Genomic DNA, 14,648 nt, shown 5'->3' on the forward strand with positions numbered 1-14,648 from the left:
CTGTTTGACATATTCAAAAATGCGACACTTTACAAAAGGCATCACTCTGCTTGTTCTCATATTATTTATAATGTCTCTTGCAATTCCAGCATCAAATACCGTAGAAAAGACAATGCATGTAAATTCTGTATCAACTAGTGGCAGTGTGGTATTTAATGCCATAAATCTTCCTCCTGATTACAATTTTTCTGTAGACATTGACAAAAAAGTGTATGTTTCATCCTATGATGTTCTGGAAATATCTTTGCCTTTGGGTTCATACAACTATTCAATCGTTTTACCCTTTAAATTTCTGGCCAATAAGACAAGTGGACAGGTTGAAATAAATAAGGGTACCACCGATATATACTTCAAGGTGACTCCAAGAGGGTCAGATACATATGAATTATTGGCAATATCTATTCTTATAAGCGTTCTTTCCATACTTATATTTCTTCTTGCATATATAAAATATATGAGAGTGGAGAAATAGTAGATAATTCTTCTATAATTTATAATAAAAATGTGATAAAAGAATATTAAAGCAGCCAGTTTTTACAGTTTGGTAGATTGCCATATCATGCTCTTTTTTGATCTGAATAAACAGTTAATGGAATAATAAGGATATTTTTCTACATTTTCTTCAATGCAACGAGAAAAAAAATAAATAGATTGGTAAAATATGGCTTTGATAACATGATGAAGACATACCTGAATGTGACCTTTTCCAGTGAAGGAGCTAAACCTTCAGAGATCATAATGAGACTAAGGTCACTGGGTTTCAGGCCAATAATGGGGGAGCATGATATGGTTTATGAGTGGGGTAATAGCGCAACCGAAGAGGATTCACTATGGTTTGCCGATAAAATTCACGCAACCCTTGAAGGATTCAAAGTTCTGTTCCACATTGAAACGGTTAGCGATGGTACCTGAGCCTTCTAACATTTCCACAATTTCCACAGGTTATTATTAAATTTCCGCTTTTGAGTCGGATTCTTGTCTTTTTGTTGTAAAGCCTTTTGCAATTTTTGCAGTACGATCTCTTAATTTCCTTTGGGATTGGCAAATCCGCCCTTTTTCCGAGGTTTTCCATAAGGTTGATTCTAATAATCATATTTTTTTCATCGACCTTATTAAGGGATTCGTAAAGATACTCTATCCTCTCCATCGCCAGAGATTGTTTCTCTTTTCTTTGCTTCAACAGAATGGTATAAATTTCTTGGTTATATGTTTATTTGCATATGATTAAACTCTTGGTACTCGACATAGATGGAACGATTACCGAAAAAGATCGTTCAATTAAGGTTGAAACTCTGATCTCTTTAAGAAATTTAAAAAAATCGATGCCAGAAATAACAATATGTCTTGTTAGTGGAAACGTACTTCCAGTTATGTATGGAATCAGGGGTATTATGGGCGTGGGAGATATTCTCTTTGGTGAAAATGGGGGAATTTTGATGAGAGATGGAACAATCGAAAAATTTTTTGAGCCAGGCATAACCAAAAGGGCTTTTCAGAAAATAAAGGAGGAAACAGGCGCTAAAGAATACATAACAAATAGATGGAGAGAGACATCTATTGCCTTTATCCCCGGAGAAAAAACAAATTATACAAAATATGAAAAGGAGTTTGGTGTCCGTATCGAGGACAGTGGCTTTGCCGTTCACATCATGAACCAGGGTCAAAATAAGGGATTTGCGGTAACTAAGCTTATAGATATACTGAACATCAAGAAAGATGAAATACTTGCCTGCGGAGATGGAGACAACGATATCTCAATGTTCAGATCAGTCACATTCTCAGGTTGTCCATCAAATGCAAGCGCGGGATTAAAGGCAGAATCACTCTATATTTCTGAAAAAAGTTATGGTGACGGCCTTCGGGATATATTAGAACACTTCTCTCTTCTCTGATTCAATAAAAACTCCTCTACGATCCTCGATTATATCTTTCCCGTTTATGAGTTCCTCCCCCCTGAGTATTACTTTCCTTGGAAATACGGCATCAAAACCATTGAATGGAGTTCTTGGATTTTTGGAATGCAATCTATCTTCGTTTATTCTACTCACGTTTGAAAAATCCACGCATACAAAATCCGCATCATACCCCTTTTCTATCTTACCCTTTAAGATTGAAAATTTTTCAGCCGGTCTTTCAGATCCAGTTCTTATCAGGGTATTTAGGTTGAGGATTCCTTTGGATACAAGGGCCATCATCACCGGGATTCTGGTCTCCACACCGGGAATTCCAGATTTTGCGAATTCAAACTCCTCCTTATCTTCCTCCAGATGAGGTGCGTGGTCAGATGACAAGATATCCACCTTTCCATCTATAAAAACCTGAAGATTTCCCCTCATGATCTCTGGTGATCTAAGAGGTGGATTTACTTTACCCAGGGAACCAATGGGCATGCCATAATTCAGGAGCATATGATGTGGAGTCATTTCTATAAGGGTGTTCAAATCCTTCTCACCAAGATTATTGAAGTCGCTCAGGTGAGCCATGATTTTGTTTTTATTTCTGACCTTTGAAATTTTTTTCATAGCCTCCCTTTCGCAGGATGATGGTCTCGCCCTGTCGTGCATTGAAAGGGATGTTACTTCTTCCAAATTATTTTCTTTCAAACACTGTTCCAGTTCACCGTGGAAAACTATATTCTTGTTCCACTCTCTCAGAAAGGCATCATTCTCATAATCTATACCTGCCCCCTTTGAATTTGTGCTGCCGCCCATGTATATTTTAATTGCAGAGCTTTCTTTTGAAATTATATTTCCGTTTGTCCCATCGTACATAGAATAGAGGCCATAGTCAACGTAGCTTTTTCTCATCAAACCCCTTTTTTTTCTATCAAATCGTTCATAATCAGTTATTGGAACGAGATTGTTCGGCATATCAAAAACAGCTGTCGTTCCACCGTATGCTGCGGCCATGCTTCCTGAACTAAAATCCTCTTTTTCAGTTTCGCCTGGATCTCTAAAGTGAACGTGGATATCAACAAAACCAGGAAGAACTGCCCCTTCCAGCTTAACAGCCCTTTCTCCCTTTTTGAATTTTCTCAATTCTACAATTTTTCCATTCCTTACACTTAATGTCATTTCTTCAAAGGAACCTTTATAATAAAAGTTTCCTGTAAAATTAGTATCTTCCATTCAGACGCCTCTCTTTTCTCCCCATATGTATTTATGTTCCTGCAGCATAAATCTAACGTTCATCCTCTTCTCAATAATTTTATTTACTATCCACTCGTTTTGAATACCCCATGCCGGTTGCACAACTATGTTAATTTTATTGCCCCATTTTTCATAAACATCCTCGAGAAAGTGAAAATCCGTCTCGTCCAAAATAACAAGTTTTGCATAATCCTGATCTCGTAGAATATTAAGATTTTCAATTCTCATTTTATTCGATTCGCCGGAAGATGGTGTTTTTATATCCATGTCTATAACACATTTTTCAAATTTAATATAATCCGAAATATCTAACGAGCCACCCGTTTCTATGAGAACACCTTTGTCCAGATTATTGATTTCCCTAACCAGTTCAGGTGCATCCCTCTGTAGTAGTGGCTCGCCGCCTGTCAAGCAGATCCATTTTTCCCAGGATTTTTCAGCTATCTCAACAAGGTCCTTCATTGCATATTCCTTTCCACCCTCAAAGCTATATGTCGTATCGCACCATTTGCACCTTAAATTACACCTGTTTGTTCTGATAAAGAGCATGGGTGTCCCTGTGAGTGGCCCTTCCCCCTGAATACTGTGAAAAATCTCTGTTATTAGCATTCAAATCACTTCATATAGATTCTCTTTCCCGAGGATGAAAGTTTTGTTCTGCCAAATTCGTACATTTTCCTGACATCATTCAAATTAAATGTAGGACCATCCTTGCATACCTGTAATCCATCTATGGAGCAGGAGTCACATAGTCCAATGCCGCATTTCATACTTCTCTCAAAGGAGAATTCAACATTGAGGTTTTTGTCTTTTAACATCTCAAAAACAGATTTCATCATCATTTCAGGACCACAAACATATATGGCTTTAAATTTTGTCAGATCAACAGTCTTGATGCCTTCCATGACAAGTCCTTTTATTCCTTTTGATCCATCTTCGGTAACACATATTGCTTTACCTGGGGAAAACGCATTCTCAAAAAGTAACTCATCGCCTGTTTTTGCGGCTATTATCCCCGTTGCATTCTCATCAATCAAAGATCTCAGGGATGCCATTCCCGATCCGCCTCCAATAAGCAATTTTTCCCCATTAGTGTTTGTAAACGGCTTTCCATAGGGACCACGTAGATATAGTATATCTCCCTTCTCAAACTCAGAAAGTTTTTCGGTGGTTTTTCCATATACCTTTACAGTTATACATTTTGAACCATCTACTGTTGCCACAGTCATAGGAATTTCTGAATACCCTGGGACCCAAACCATTACAAACTGACCAGGAAATACCTCCACTTCCCAGTCAAAATACATTGAGAAAACTGTTGGAGTCTCCTTTACCTTCTTTTTTATCTGTAAATGATAAATCATTGAACTGCCACCCCAACAATATCATCAATCCTCTTAATCCCATTGGATTCCATAAATTGAGTCATTTCTTCCTTAATATTTTTGAATATACCCCTTCCATATTTCCAAACTGCGGTTCCAACCTGAACTGCAGAAGCTCCTGCCATTATATACTCTAAAGCATCATACCCATTTTGTATGCCACCAACACCCACAACTTCCACATCTAGTTCCTTTTTGATTTCATATACCATCCTAATTCCAACAGATTTGATTGCTGGTCCTGACATCCCACCATATATATTAGTAAGAACTGGTTTCTTTGCATAGATGTCAATAGCCATGGCTCTTACTGTATTAATAAGTACCAGTGCATCGCTTTCTGAGGCTGCCTGACCAATATCTAGGATGCTGGTTACGTTAGGAGAAAGTTTGGACCAGATAGGAATATCTATTGAACCTTTCAGTTCTTTCACTATTTCCTTAACAAGAACGGGATCACTTCCAACTTCGGTTCCAAATCCCTTAACGTGTGGGCAGGAAAGATTAAGTTCAATTGCATCAACTCCATAATCCGTCATCCTTTCAGCAAGGCTTAAAAAACCGTTTGAATCTGCTGCAAATATGCTTCCAATTACTGGTTTCCCGGCTTTTTTTGCTATATGAATCTCTTCCTCGTAGATTTCTATACCAGGGTTAGGGAGACCCATTGCATTGATTATATAACTTTCGTTCTCAACTACAACTGGTGGAATATACCCATTTCTTTCCTCGTTTCCAATTGATTTAGTTACCGCGGCAGCTGCTCCCTCTTCAAGTATTCTTTTAATAGTGTAGCCATTCTCATCCAGTATTCCGGAAGCCAGCATTACAGGGTGTTCAAGTTCGAGACTCCCGATTTTAGTCTTCAGATCTGACATTCAAGTTTAAGTGTTTACGCTTATTTTTAGATTTCCTAAATTTTCTGATAAATTGGAATGTCATACTTTCCTAATTGTCAGAAAGAGTTCCAATATTATCTGCATGTTCACAATAAGGGAACTCCCTGGAAAAGAATGTAAAATTGATAATGTGATTCATCCCTTAAATTCCACATAAAACAACAGGAATATGGGGAGGGGATAAGTAGGAATGAAATATACTTCTTAATTTTTAACTGGGCATTTTAATAGCATTCACATTCAAGGCCTTTAATACTGCAGCTTAACTTAAATTATAAGACATTGTTCATTGAGTAAACCCTTAAATGGATTCTTTCATTAACTACAAGAGCAATTATTCGCCTTCACTGAGTAGAAGTTAATTGGATAATCAGGTCAATAATAGGCAATAATCCCTTGATTTTGTAAATGTCCTATTCCATTGGTTTTTACTTATTGCAACACATTACTTCCCCTAACTGAGCAAGTAATTTCAAATATATTCTTGAAAATTATCCTTTTTTATATGATATAGGATATACGATTATGTGATCTGCTTAAATATGTATTGTTGGGAATAATAAAATTATAATATTACGTTGGGAGTGGAGATAGTTCCATATAATGGGTTTTTGTAGGGCACATCTCGAAAAGAGATAATTCGGAAATAATGGGGTAATCGGTTTTTAAATTCGTGGCTGTTCACTCCATTCGGGAATGGATTAACAGTCGTATTTTAGACTATCTGGGTAGTCGGACAACCAGATTATTTTTTCATTTATCTCGTGAAATGGACCATAGTAGAAATATAATCCTGGTCTATCATAAATTCTGCAAGTTAAATACATATTTCCACCAAATTCATTGAATCTTCTTATGTCCATTGGAGTAGAACAACGCATAACCAGTTCATCTGTTATATCGAAGAAATTTCTTAATTTCTCATCATCTAGTGTATTATTTATTACAACCCTGGATGCACCTGAAATCATAAGGTCGATAAGATCGTTTTCCTTATACGGGTAGGCCATAAGCGTAAATTCAATATACTTTGAAATTTCGGAATAAAGCTTAAAATTAAATTGATACCTGTTTAAAGCATCCATATCGATGACAAAAGCCTCATCTTCCGGAAATCTGGCTATTTGTGTCATATTTTTATAGCCGAAGATACTACCTCCATTAATTATCAGGCACTGCACGTCTAGGTAATTATAACAACGTTAAATAACTTACATGTTACCCATTATCATGGACTATATTCTAATTCATGAACATCTGATATTCGCTAACCTATTAAATATCTATATATCCATACATTTACTTATGGAAAAGCTAACAAAAGTTTTTATTATCTTGTAGGCATTACATAATTATGATAGATCAGCAAACCTCCTATCTGGCAAAGACGGATCGTATCCTTGTCCCTATGGCCAAAGGAGAAAGCTCAAAAAAGGCTTTTACAATTGCAACCCAGTTCGCAAGGGTTCTTGGCTCTCAAATTACGGCATTAACAATTAAAGAAGAGACCAAAGAGGTAACTTGGAGCCAGAAAGTGGCCATAATCATGAATGCCTATAAGGAGGCTAAAAGTGAAGGTCTCAATGTAATCCCAAAGATCCAGAGTTCCAAAAGCATAAAGGAAGGCATCATTTCAGAGGTAAATTCAAGAAATTACGATCTTGTCTTGATGAGCAGTAGAGCAAGGCCTGGAATATCAACATCCTTACTTGGCCCAATAGGGGATTATGTTATCAAAAATTCCAAAAACACAGTTGCCGCAGTTTCTCTTAAACGGGACACATTCCCATACAAAAATATATTTGTACCAATGAGCGAAAGGCTGAATACGAGAAAGTCAGTTTATCTATCAGCAATATTTGCAAAGGTATTGGGGGCCAAATTTTCACTGTGCGATATGACAGATTTTGACAAAAAGAAAATTCATGGTTTCAAAACCATAATGAACAATGAGATATGGAAGGAATTGAATCTGGATTACGAAATAACAAAACTCTCAGGTGAAAATCTAAGGGAGTCTGTAATGAACAGACTCTATGCTTCCTCGTCTGACCTTATAATACTTGGACTAAGGCCGGATCCTTATTCAAACGTTCGAATAAATTCTGATATAAAAAGGATTATGAAAGATATACCTATAGATTCAATATTAATCAAGAGATGATTTACTCAATATATTGTGGTTCATCAGGAAATTTATGATTCCAACATCAAGATACATAATATTAACGTAGTAAGAACCAAATATGGGGAAATCCTGAGATTTGCTTTCATTTATTAGGCTATTGATTGTACTATTGACTTCATTCCACGATAGGCTTACGTTCTTGAGTTTTCCCAGATTGATTATGGCCTGTTCAACTCTCTTCTCCTGAATGAGGGCACCTTCAAGTGGAATGTTGGGGTCAAGCCCTGAAGCAGAATCCATAACCATCTCTCCAGGAATTTGACTTAAGGTGACATTTGGATTCATCTCTTCAAATTTATGTATATTTTGCAAGGTCTGATTCAGAGAAGCATTTGTTCCAGGAGCACACTCGGGCGCACCTGAGGTACTTTGATTGAAATTTATAGCAGACGGTCTAGCTTGAAAGAAGTAGCTTCTGTTAAAAGCCTGGGCAAGAAGATAACTTCCATAAATCTTTCCATCAAGATTGATCTGGCTCCCATTTGCAGATCCTGGATCCAAATTCTCAGCCACAAGAGATGTGACGCTGGGTATTATGAATCCCACAATCAGAATTATTATTACCATAATTATTACTGACGATTTTACTATCCCCAAAAATTCCTTCATTTTTACCATAGGACACCTACCCCCAACAAAATGTAATAAATGGCACCAATTGCCAGAAATGGAAGCAGCACGCCACCTACCCCATAAACTATAATATTCCTTTTGAGGAGATCGTTTATTCCCGATGGCCTGAATTTTACCCCTCTTATGGCCAACGGAATTAACATGGGTATGATGAACGTATTGAATATGAGCGCCGAAGTCACGGCAAGCAAAGGATCAGTGAAGCCAAGGATATTAATAAAGGAAAGTTGAGGAAACATAAAAAAGACCGCAGGAATGATGACAAAATATTTTGAAATGTCATTGGCAATGCTGAACGTGGTTAAAGAGCCTCTTGTAATCAATATCTGTTTTCCAAGGAATATCACATCCATCAACTTAGTGGGGTCATTTTCCAGATCTATCATGTTGGCAGCATCCTTGGCGGCCTGGGTTCCGCTATTCATGGCGAATCCAACGTCTGCAAGTGCAAGGGCTGGTGCATCATTTGTCCCATCCCCTACCATTGCGACCATTCTCTGTTTTTCTTTCTCTTCCTGAACCTTGTTGTATTTATCCTTTGGTTTACTGTTGGCAACAACTTCATCAATGGATGCCTCACGGGCTATGTACTGAGCCGTGAGCTCATTATCTCCTGTACACATTACAGGTTTAATGTTCATAGCTTTTAATGCTTCAATTCTCTCCTTAATCCATGGTTTTAATATATCATTGAATTCAATTGCACCTAGTATACCTTTGTCTGAGATTACAACCATGGCTGTTCCTCCCCTTGAGGATATTTCTGCACACCTTGCTTCTATGTAGTTATCCTTACTGCCTGCCAGTTCCCAGATTGCATTTGGGGAACCTTTGTATATGAATTCTTTTCCTTTTTTTACCCCACTGAATTTCGTATCTGGAGTAAAGGGAACAAATTCATACTCATTCATGGGGATATCCTTAAGATCAGGCCTTTTTTCTAGAGCCTTTTTCACTACGGATATTCCTTCCTTTGTTTCGTCAAAGTATGAAGATATGTATGCAGCTTTGTAAAGATCATCCTCTGTTATATCACGATTCGGGTAAATTGCATTTGCCTCTCTGTCCCCAATTGTAATTGTGCCGGTTTTATCAAGTATAATAGTATCTATGTCCCCTGCATTCTCAACAGCCCTACCGCTTTTTGCGATAACGTTGAATTGGCTTACTTTATTTATTGCGGCTACACCAAGGGCCGGAAGTAAAGCTCCTATGGTTGTGGGTATGAGACATATCAATAAGACAACCAGTATAAACAGGTTCACGTTTGTATTCAGAAATGTACCTAGGGTGTATACTGAAGATGTTATTATAAGAAAGACAAGAGTTAGACCTGATAGCAAAATGGAAAGTGCAATCTCGTTTGGCGTCTTTGCTCTTATGGATCCTTCAACAAGTTCAATCATCTTGTCGAGAAAAGTTTCTCCAGGATTTGCAGTTATTCTTATCTTAACCTTATTATCGAGAAGCACCGTTGCACCAGTTACGCTATCCCCCTGGACTTTAAAAACAGGTTTAGACTCACCTGTGATTGAAGATTCGTTAAAATAACCTCTCCCCTCAACAATTTCTCCATCAGTTGGGACGGTTTCGTCTTTCCTGACCTCAACGATCATTCCCTTTCTAAGTTCTGTCGAGGGAATCATCCTCTCACCTGTTTCATCCACAACCCTTCCGTTTGTCTCACGCTTCATTTTTTTCAGCGTTGCAGTTATATTTCTGCTCTTGCCTTCTGCCAGTGATTCTGCAAGATTCGAAAAGAAAATTGTTAGAAATAAGAGGATAATAACAGAAACATAGAATTGAATATACACAGGGCTCAGATTAAGTCCGTACTGGGAATGGAATATCAAAAGGTATACAGAAACAAACATGGCAAGTTCAGTGATGAACATAACCGGATTTCTTATGATTTTACGGGGATCGAAGCTTTTAATTGCATTAAAGGCTGCTTCTATGTATTGATTCATCTAACCACCCCTACAAGTAAAGAGAATGCCCTTCCCCACGCCAGTAAAGGTCCTGCTGAAAGTATGGGAAAGAAAGATATCAATCCAAGTAAGATCATCGTGAATAATAGCATGAATCCAAACCAGAATGAGCCAATATCTACAGATCTGCCATATTGTACCTTTGGCTTCTTATAGGCAAAGGATTCTGCCACAATCAGCTGAAAGGCCATAATGGGATAACGGCCCATTAACATTATAATGCCGTCCAGAACATTAAAAAATGGAGAGTTTGTGGCGAATCCTCCAACCTCTGAACCATTATTTGATGCGGCCGATGCATATTCGTAAAGCAGTGCAGTAATCTGATCCGGATGTGTATTGACAAAGCTTTTCATCAAGATGGGCGCAAAGAGAAGGGTGAACCCAAGTGGTACTATTATGATAAGAGGATGTATAATAAGACTGAATGTTGAATATTTTATCTCCCTGGAACTTATTTTCAGGCTCATAATTTCAGGAAGTTTACCAACCATCAAAGACACAAGGAAAACTGTAAATATAACATAGGAAAAAATATTCAAAACACCAGTGCCTACTCCGCCAAGTGGATCATTCAGTAGCATTGGGAATAGAATTCCTAAAATCCCGGCCGGGGTATAATCTATCAGGGCTGCATTTGCAGCACCTGTTGATGTGAGCGTGGCCGCACTTCCAAAAATTGTACTTTGTGAGATTCCCAAGGCAGTTTCTTTTCCTATGTAATTGCCACCGAAATTGTATCCTATGTTATAAAGAGCAGGAACTCCTGATATTTCACCAAAAAAGGCAAGGAATGCACTGAAGGAGAAAAGAACTATTATTACGCCAAAAAGCATGCTGGAAAACTTTCTGTTCTCAAGCACCTGACCAATTGCAAATATGGAACCTATTGGTATTATGGTAAAGGATATCACTTCTATTAGATTGGTTATCCATGACGGATTTTCAAAGGGGTATCCTGCGTTGGCTCCGTAAAAACCACCACCATTTGTTCCTATATTTTTGATCCCCTCCAGAGAAGCAACAGGTCCGATTGGAATGTTTAAGGTGAATTTGTCAAAGAATGGATGTATTACAATACTCGTATAGGTTGTATCCGGAACGCCGAAAATGATCAATAATACTGTTGTCAAGAAAGAAAGAGGTAGAAGCAGATCGAAAATGGAAACAAGAAAGTCATGAAAGAAGTTACCGAGTTTTCCATCGTCGTTTATTATACCTCTTATAAATGCCATAGATGCTGCAAACCCTGTGGCAGCTGACACATACATAAGCCCAATTATTACAATGGTTACATCACTATAACTCAATCTTAGGGGGTTTGAATAATGCTGTAAATCTGTATTGGTAAGAAAACTTACAACCGTGTTGAAGGCAAGGTAAAAATTCATGGGTCTTTGACCAGGGAATTTAAAAAATTGTCCCTGAATCAAAAGAAAAGAGAGGGAAAAAACACCTACAATAAAATTAAAAATAATCAGGGTCAGGAAATAACCCTTAAAATTGCTTGTATTTTTAGGATCCACGCCCGCCAGTTTTTCAATCTTTTCAATAATTGGAGCAGTGTATCTTCTTAAATATGTGTTCTCTCCCCTGTACAATTTCTTTATGTACGGAGCTAGAAGATATCCGAGAAAGGAGATAACTGCCAGATAAATTACAATAATTATGACACCTGATACAATCCTTTCATTTACAAAAAATTTTAACCAAAAATTCCCGCTGGATGTGGACATACCATCAAGTGAGGTCATAACTTCTCAGCCCTTATTATTGTGTAAATCAGATAAATTGACGCCAAGCCAACCATAACAGCTAGGGGTATTACCCAAAAACCGACTTGATACATTTCACTTTGGATAATTCGGAAATATTAAAGCTTAATCCACAAGAGTTATATAGGATACTGGAGAAATCATTAAGTTGATTTCTTACAAATACTTGGAAAAAGCATAATGTTTATTAATGATTATTACTGAAATGAAATTTATCCATTCGTGGAAAATAATTAGAGTGATTTACTGACATATGTACCGTAATCACTGTATCCAAGTTTTCTGAAATATTCCCTCACCCCTATTCCACTGATAACCATTATTCTGTCATATTGGAATTCTTCTCTGGTTATTCTTTCAGCTTCCATAAGCATCCTTTTTCCAAGGCCCTTGTGCTGGTACAATTTATCATCATGTTGTCCAATCGGAACAACTCTTCCCACAGTTTTTATTTCTCTGACCATGCCAACAGCCCTGGTTTCTTTCTTCCATGAATCTTCAGGTATCTTCCTCAGTCTTAGGTAGGAAGCAAGATTCTCATTTTCATCCTCGAAGGATATGAATATCTCCTTACTTCCAGATGCATCATAATCTATCCTTTTCATCACAAGTTCTGATCCATTGGATGTGGTGAATCCGATTTCCCTACCTCTAATTTCCTTGGATTTTACCTTATTTTCTTTAAGCATCCAATCTACCATATTTCTAAGATCGCTTCGCTTTACACCTGCATCTATGAACTTTACTGGTATGTCTCTCTGCATTCTCTGGACTCTTATCCATGGGGGCATTTCCTTCATAAAGTTGAATATCAATCTGGCAGCCTCTTCTGTTTCCATTGGTGTATATTCTCCCGCCTTCCACATATTATATAATTTGGTCCCCTTCACCACCAGGGTCGGGTAGATTTTAAACATATCCGGTTTAAACCTTGCATCTGATATCATTTTCCTGAAGCTTTCAAGATCTTTTTGAAAATCTGAACCATACATACCAGGCATGACGTGATAAACAATTTTTAGTCCTGCGTTCTTGGAAAGCAACGTGGATTTTTCGATCTCCTCAACACCGTGCCCTCTATGATTTAATCTTAGGACCTCCTCATTAATTATCTGCACTCCAAGCTCGACCTTGGTAGTTCCATATTTCAGCGATTCTTCAATTTCTTTTTCAAAAAACCAATCTGGCTTTGTCTCTACCGTTAACCCTATGCATCTCCTTCTTGATGTTTCATTTATCCTAATGCTCTCTTCAAGGGATGGCGACACGCTTCCATTCATGCCGTCAAGGCATCCCTTTACAAAGCTTTCCTGATATTCCTTACTCCTGGCGGTAAACGTACCGCCCATAATAATCAGGTCTACCTTTGAAGTATCGTGACCTATGGTTTCAAGCTGTTTCAGCCTGTTGAACGTTATACTGAAAGGGTCATAGTTGTTCATTCTTCCTCTCAGGGCTGATGGTTCATAACCTGTATATGCCTGAGGTGAATTATTTTCCAGTCCACCGGGGCAAAAGATACATCTGCCGTGTGGGCACATCTCAGGGGAGGTCATAGCAGCAACCACAGCAACGCCTGATATTGTTCTTGTTGGTTTCAGTCTAAGTATATCCTTTGCGTTTTCATCGAGGTATCCTGAATTTAATATTTCAGAGTTAGACGGTACCCTATCCATTCCGTACTTTCTGGACAGCTGAACCTTCAACTTTTGCAGCTGATCACCATTTGAAATCTCTCCAGAACTTATCCTTTGGGAAATCTCTTCATAAATGTTCATTTACCAACCCATTATGGCATATAAGAATTTAAATAAATTGAATTTTTATTGAAAAAGATCAGTCTTCCCTGAAAGATAGGTTAAGAGAGTTGTGTGAAATGAAAAGTAGAAATTAAATTATAGGTATCTTCAATGCAAGAGAGATGGAACACATTGAATCGGTCAAAATCGATTTTCCGGATGGGTGCAATGTAATCCTGGGTTACTCTCACTTTATCAAAACCGTGGAAGATTTAGTGGAAATTGTCAGGACATCGAGACCTGATGCAATTTACGCTGTTGCTTTTTCAGAGGCTTCCGGAGACAGACTAATCAGGTACGAAGGTAATGATAAGGATCTAATAAATTATGCCATATCAAACATAAAAAGTATAGGTGCTGGTCACACCTTCCTTATAATATTGAAAAACGTCTTTCCTATTGCAATTCTGAATCAGATAAAACAGTGTCAGGAAGTTGGAAGAATATTTGCTGCTACTGCCAACCCTCTGGAAGTTATAGTAATAAGAAAGGAGGACAGGGCTGGTATCCTAGGGGTAATCGATGGTTTCAGTCCATTGGGAATAGAGAATGACCAGGACAAGGATAAAAGAAAAGAATTGTTGAGACGGATTGGTTATAAAAACTAGGCCTGTAGTGTAATGGATATCATTTGGGCCTCCGGAGCCCAAGATCCGGGTTCGAATCCCGGCAGGCCTGTTCTTAATTTTGAAATTGGAAAGGATTGTATTACTTCTTAGGGTTTTTAGATTCATAAAGCAATTAATTGGATGTATGAATATCTAATAGACACATCCAAAAACTGACGGCAAGTCTTAATTATATTATTATGGGTTATTTTATTCTTCAT

Annotated in this window: 15 protein-coding genes and 1 tRNA gene; 6 read left to right on the top strand and 10 right to left on the bottom strand. The window is 37.8% G+C overall.

All coding sequences use genetic code 11. The features are described 5' to 3' along the window. Positions 1-19 precede the first annotated feature (19 nt). Together ACNF42_RS01675 and ACNF42_RS01680 are read left to right on the top strand one after the other, a co-directional pair. The gene (locus tag ACNF42_RS01675; RefSeq protein ID WP_443338207.1) at positions 20-472 is read left to right on the top strand and encodes a hypothetical protein; all 453 of its coding nucleotides are present in this window, start codon (positions 20-22) and stop codon (positions 470-472) included. A gap of 203 nt (positions 473-675) precedes the next feature. Beyond that, complete coding sequence (locus tag ACNF42_RS01680; protein ID WP_443338209.1) at positions 676-912, top strand: hypothetical protein; 237 nt, start codon at positions 676-678, stop codon at positions 910-912. Here the strand turns inward: ACNF42_RS01680 and ACNF42_RS01685 are convergent. Further along, positions 896-1,180, bottom strand: a complete 285-nt coding sequence (locus ACNF42_RS01685; protein WP_443338211.1) for a ribonuclease P Rpr2/Rpp21/SNM1 subunit family protein — start codon at positions 1,178-1,180, stop codon at positions 896-898. The genes ACNF42_RS01680 and ACNF42_RS01685 overlap by 17 nt on opposite strands. Positions 1,181-1,232: 52 nt before the next feature. On the opposite strand from ACNF42_RS01685, the gene ACNF42_RS01690 reads away from it, so the two are divergent. Beyond that, positions 1,233-1,892 carry a phosphoglycolate phosphatase gene (locus tag ACNF42_RS01690; RefSeq protein WP_443338214.1) on the top strand — a complete coding sequence of 220 codons (660 nt, stop codon included), beginning with the start codon at positions 1,233-1,235 and terminating at the stop codon, positions 1,890-1,892. On the opposite strand, the gene ACNF42_RS01695 is transcribed toward ACNF42_RS01690, so the two are convergent. The 5 genes from ACNF42_RS01695 to ACNF42_RS01715 all read right to left on the bottom strand — a co-directional run bounded on the left by ACNF42_RS01695 (position 1,869) and on the right by ACNF42_RS01715 (position 6,566). Further along, positions 1,869-3,128 (bottom strand): dihydroorotase, encoded by a 1,260-nt coding sequence (locus ACNF42_RS01695; RefSeq protein ID WP_443338216.1) that lies wholly within the window; start codon positions 3,126-3,128, stop codon positions 1,869-1,871. The genes ACNF42_RS01690 and ACNF42_RS01695 overlap by 24 nt on opposite strands. Beyond that, on the bottom strand, positions 3,129-3,758 hold the full coding sequence (locus ACNF42_RS01700) for a 7-carboxy-7-deazaguanine synthase QueE (RefSeq protein ID WP_443338219.1): 630 nt from the start codon (positions 3,756-3,758) through the stop codon (positions 3,129-3,131). Positions 3,759-3,763: 5 nt separating this feature from the next. Beyond that, a complete protein-coding gene (locus tag ACNF42_RS01705) occupies positions 3,764-4,513 on the bottom strand; it encodes a dihydroorotate dehydrogenase electron transfer subunit (RefSeq protein WP_443338221.1) in 750 nt (249 codons plus the stop codon). Then, positions 4,510-5,412: a dihydroorotate dehydrogenase gene (locus tag ACNF42_RS01710; RefSeq protein WP_443338224.1), complete on the bottom strand. Its 903-nt coding sequence runs from the start codon at positions 5,410-5,412 to the stop codon at positions 4,510-4,512. Before ACNF42_RS01710 ends, ACNF42_RS01705 begins: the two co-directional genes overlap by 4 nt. A gap of 722 nt (positions 5,413-6,134) precedes the next feature. Continuing rightward, on the bottom strand, positions 6,135-6,566 hold the full coding sequence (locus tag ACNF42_RS01715; protein WP_443338226.1) for a hypothetical protein: 432 nt from the start codon (positions 6,564-6,566) through the stop codon (positions 6,135-6,137). 221 nt (positions 6,567-6,787) lie between these two features. Between ACNF42_RS01715 and ACNF42_RS01720 the strand changes: the two genes are divergently transcribed. Then, on the top strand, positions 6,788-7,597 hold the full coding sequence (locus ACNF42_RS01720; protein WP_443338227.1) for a universal stress protein: 810 nt from the start codon (positions 6,788-6,790) through the stop codon (positions 7,595-7,597). Here the strand turns inward: ACNF42_RS01720 and ACNF42_RS01725 are convergent. The 4 genes from ACNF42_RS01725 to ACNF42_RS01740 form a co-directional block, all read right to left on the bottom strand. Beyond that, on the bottom strand, positions 7,583-8,239 hold the full coding sequence (locus ACNF42_RS01725; RefSeq protein WP_443338229.1) for a potassium-transporting ATPase subunit C: 657 nt from the start codon (positions 8,237-8,239) through the stop codon (positions 7,583-7,585). The genes ACNF42_RS01720 and ACNF42_RS01725 overlap by 15 nt on opposite strands. Then, entirely contained in the window at positions 8,233-10,224 is a 1,992-nt protein-coding gene (gene kdpB, locus ACNF42_RS01730) for a potassium-transporting ATPase subunit KdpB (protein WP_443338232.1), read from the bottom strand. The genes ACNF42_RS01725 and kdpB overlap by 7 nt, the downstream gene beginning before the upstream one ends. Continuing rightward, positions 10,221-11,999 carry a potassium-transporting ATPase subunit KdpA gene (locus tag ACNF42_RS01735; protein ID WP_443338234.1) on the bottom strand — a complete coding sequence of 593 codons (1,779 nt, stop codon included), beginning with the start codon at positions 11,997-11,999 and terminating at the stop codon, positions 10,221-10,223. Before ACNF42_RS01735 ends, kdpB begins: the two co-directional genes overlap by 4 nt. 254 nt (positions 12,000-12,253) lie before the next feature. Further along, entirely contained in the window at positions 12,254-13,798 is a 1,545-nt protein-coding gene (locus ACNF42_RS01740) for a tRNA uridine(34) 5-carboxymethylaminomethyl modification radical SAM/GNAT enzyme Elp3 (protein ID WP_443338236.1), read from the bottom strand. Positions 13,799-13,941: 143 nt separating this feature from the next. On the opposite strand from ACNF42_RS01740, the gene ACNF42_RS01745 reads away from it, so the two are divergent. Then, entirely contained in the window at positions 13,942-14,427 is a 486-nt protein-coding gene (locus tag ACNF42_RS01745; protein WP_443338239.1) for an adenosine-specific kinase, read from the top strand. Next, a tRNA-Arg gene (locus ACNF42_RS01750) sits at positions 14,426-14,497 on the top strand. The genes ACNF42_RS01745 and ACNF42_RS01750 overlap by 2 nt, the downstream gene beginning before the upstream one ends. Positions 14,498-14,648 lie beyond the last annotated feature (151 nt).

It is taken from the genome of Cuniculiplasma thermophilum (assembly GCF_052315355.1).
Lineage (GTDB): Archaea > Thermoplasmatota > Thermoplasmata > Thermoplasmatales > Thermoplasmataceae > Cuniculiplasma.

Excerpts from the sequence above, each read along its gene's own strand:
- ACNF42_RS01710 (WP_443338224.1), bottom strand. The coding sequence starts at position 5,412 with ATGTCAGATCTGAAGACTAAAATCGGGAGTCTCGAACTTGAACACCCT.
- ACNF42_RS01700 (WP_443338219.1), bottom strand. The coding sequence starts at position 3,758 with ATGCTAATAACAGAGATTTTTCACAGTATTCAGGGGGAAGGGCCACTC.
- ACNF42_RS01720 (WP_443338227.1), top strand. The coding sequence starts at position 6,788 with ATGATAGATCAGCAAACCTCCTATCTGGCAAAGACGGATCGTATCCTT.
- ACNF42_RS01725 (WP_443338229.1), bottom strand. The coding sequence starts at position 8,239 with ATGGTAAAAATGAAGGAATTTTTGGGGATAGTAAAATCGTCAGTAATA.
- ACNF42_RS01745 (WP_443338239.1), top strand. The coding sequence starts at position 13,942 with ATGGAACACATTGAATCGGTCAAAATCGATTTTCCGGATGGGTGCAAT.
- ACNF42_RS01705 (WP_443338221.1), bottom strand. The coding sequence starts at position 4,513 with ATGATTTATCATTTACAGATAAAAAAGAAGGTAAAGGAGACTCCAACA.
- ACNF42_RS01715 (WP_443338226.1), bottom strand. The coding sequence starts at position 6,566 with ATGACACAAATAGCCAGATTTCCGGAAGATGAGGCTTTTGTCATCGAT.
- ACNF42_RS01675 (WP_443338207.1), top strand. The coding sequence starts at position 20 with ATGCGACACTTTACAAAAGGCATCACTCTGCTTGTTCTCATATTATTT.
- ACNF42_RS01740 (WP_443338236.1), bottom strand. The coding sequence starts at position 13,798 with ATGAACATTTATGAAGAGATTTCCCAAAGGATAAGTTCTGGAGAGATT.
- ACNF42_RS01735 (WP_443338234.1), bottom strand. The coding sequence starts at position 11,999 with ATGACCTCACTTGATGGTATGTCCACATCCAGCGGGAATTTTTGGTTA.
- kdpB (WP_443338232.1), bottom strand. The coding sequence starts at position 10,224 with ATGAATCAATACATAGAAGCAGCCTTTAATGCAATTAAAAGCTTCGAT.
- ACNF42_RS01680 (WP_443338209.1), top strand. The coding sequence starts at position 676 with ATGATGAAGACATACCTGAATGTGACCTTTTCCAGTGAAGGAGCTAAA.
- ACNF42_RS01695 (WP_443338216.1), bottom strand. The coding sequence starts at position 3,128 with ATGGAAGATACTAATTTTACAGGAAACTTTTATTATAAAGGTTCCTTT.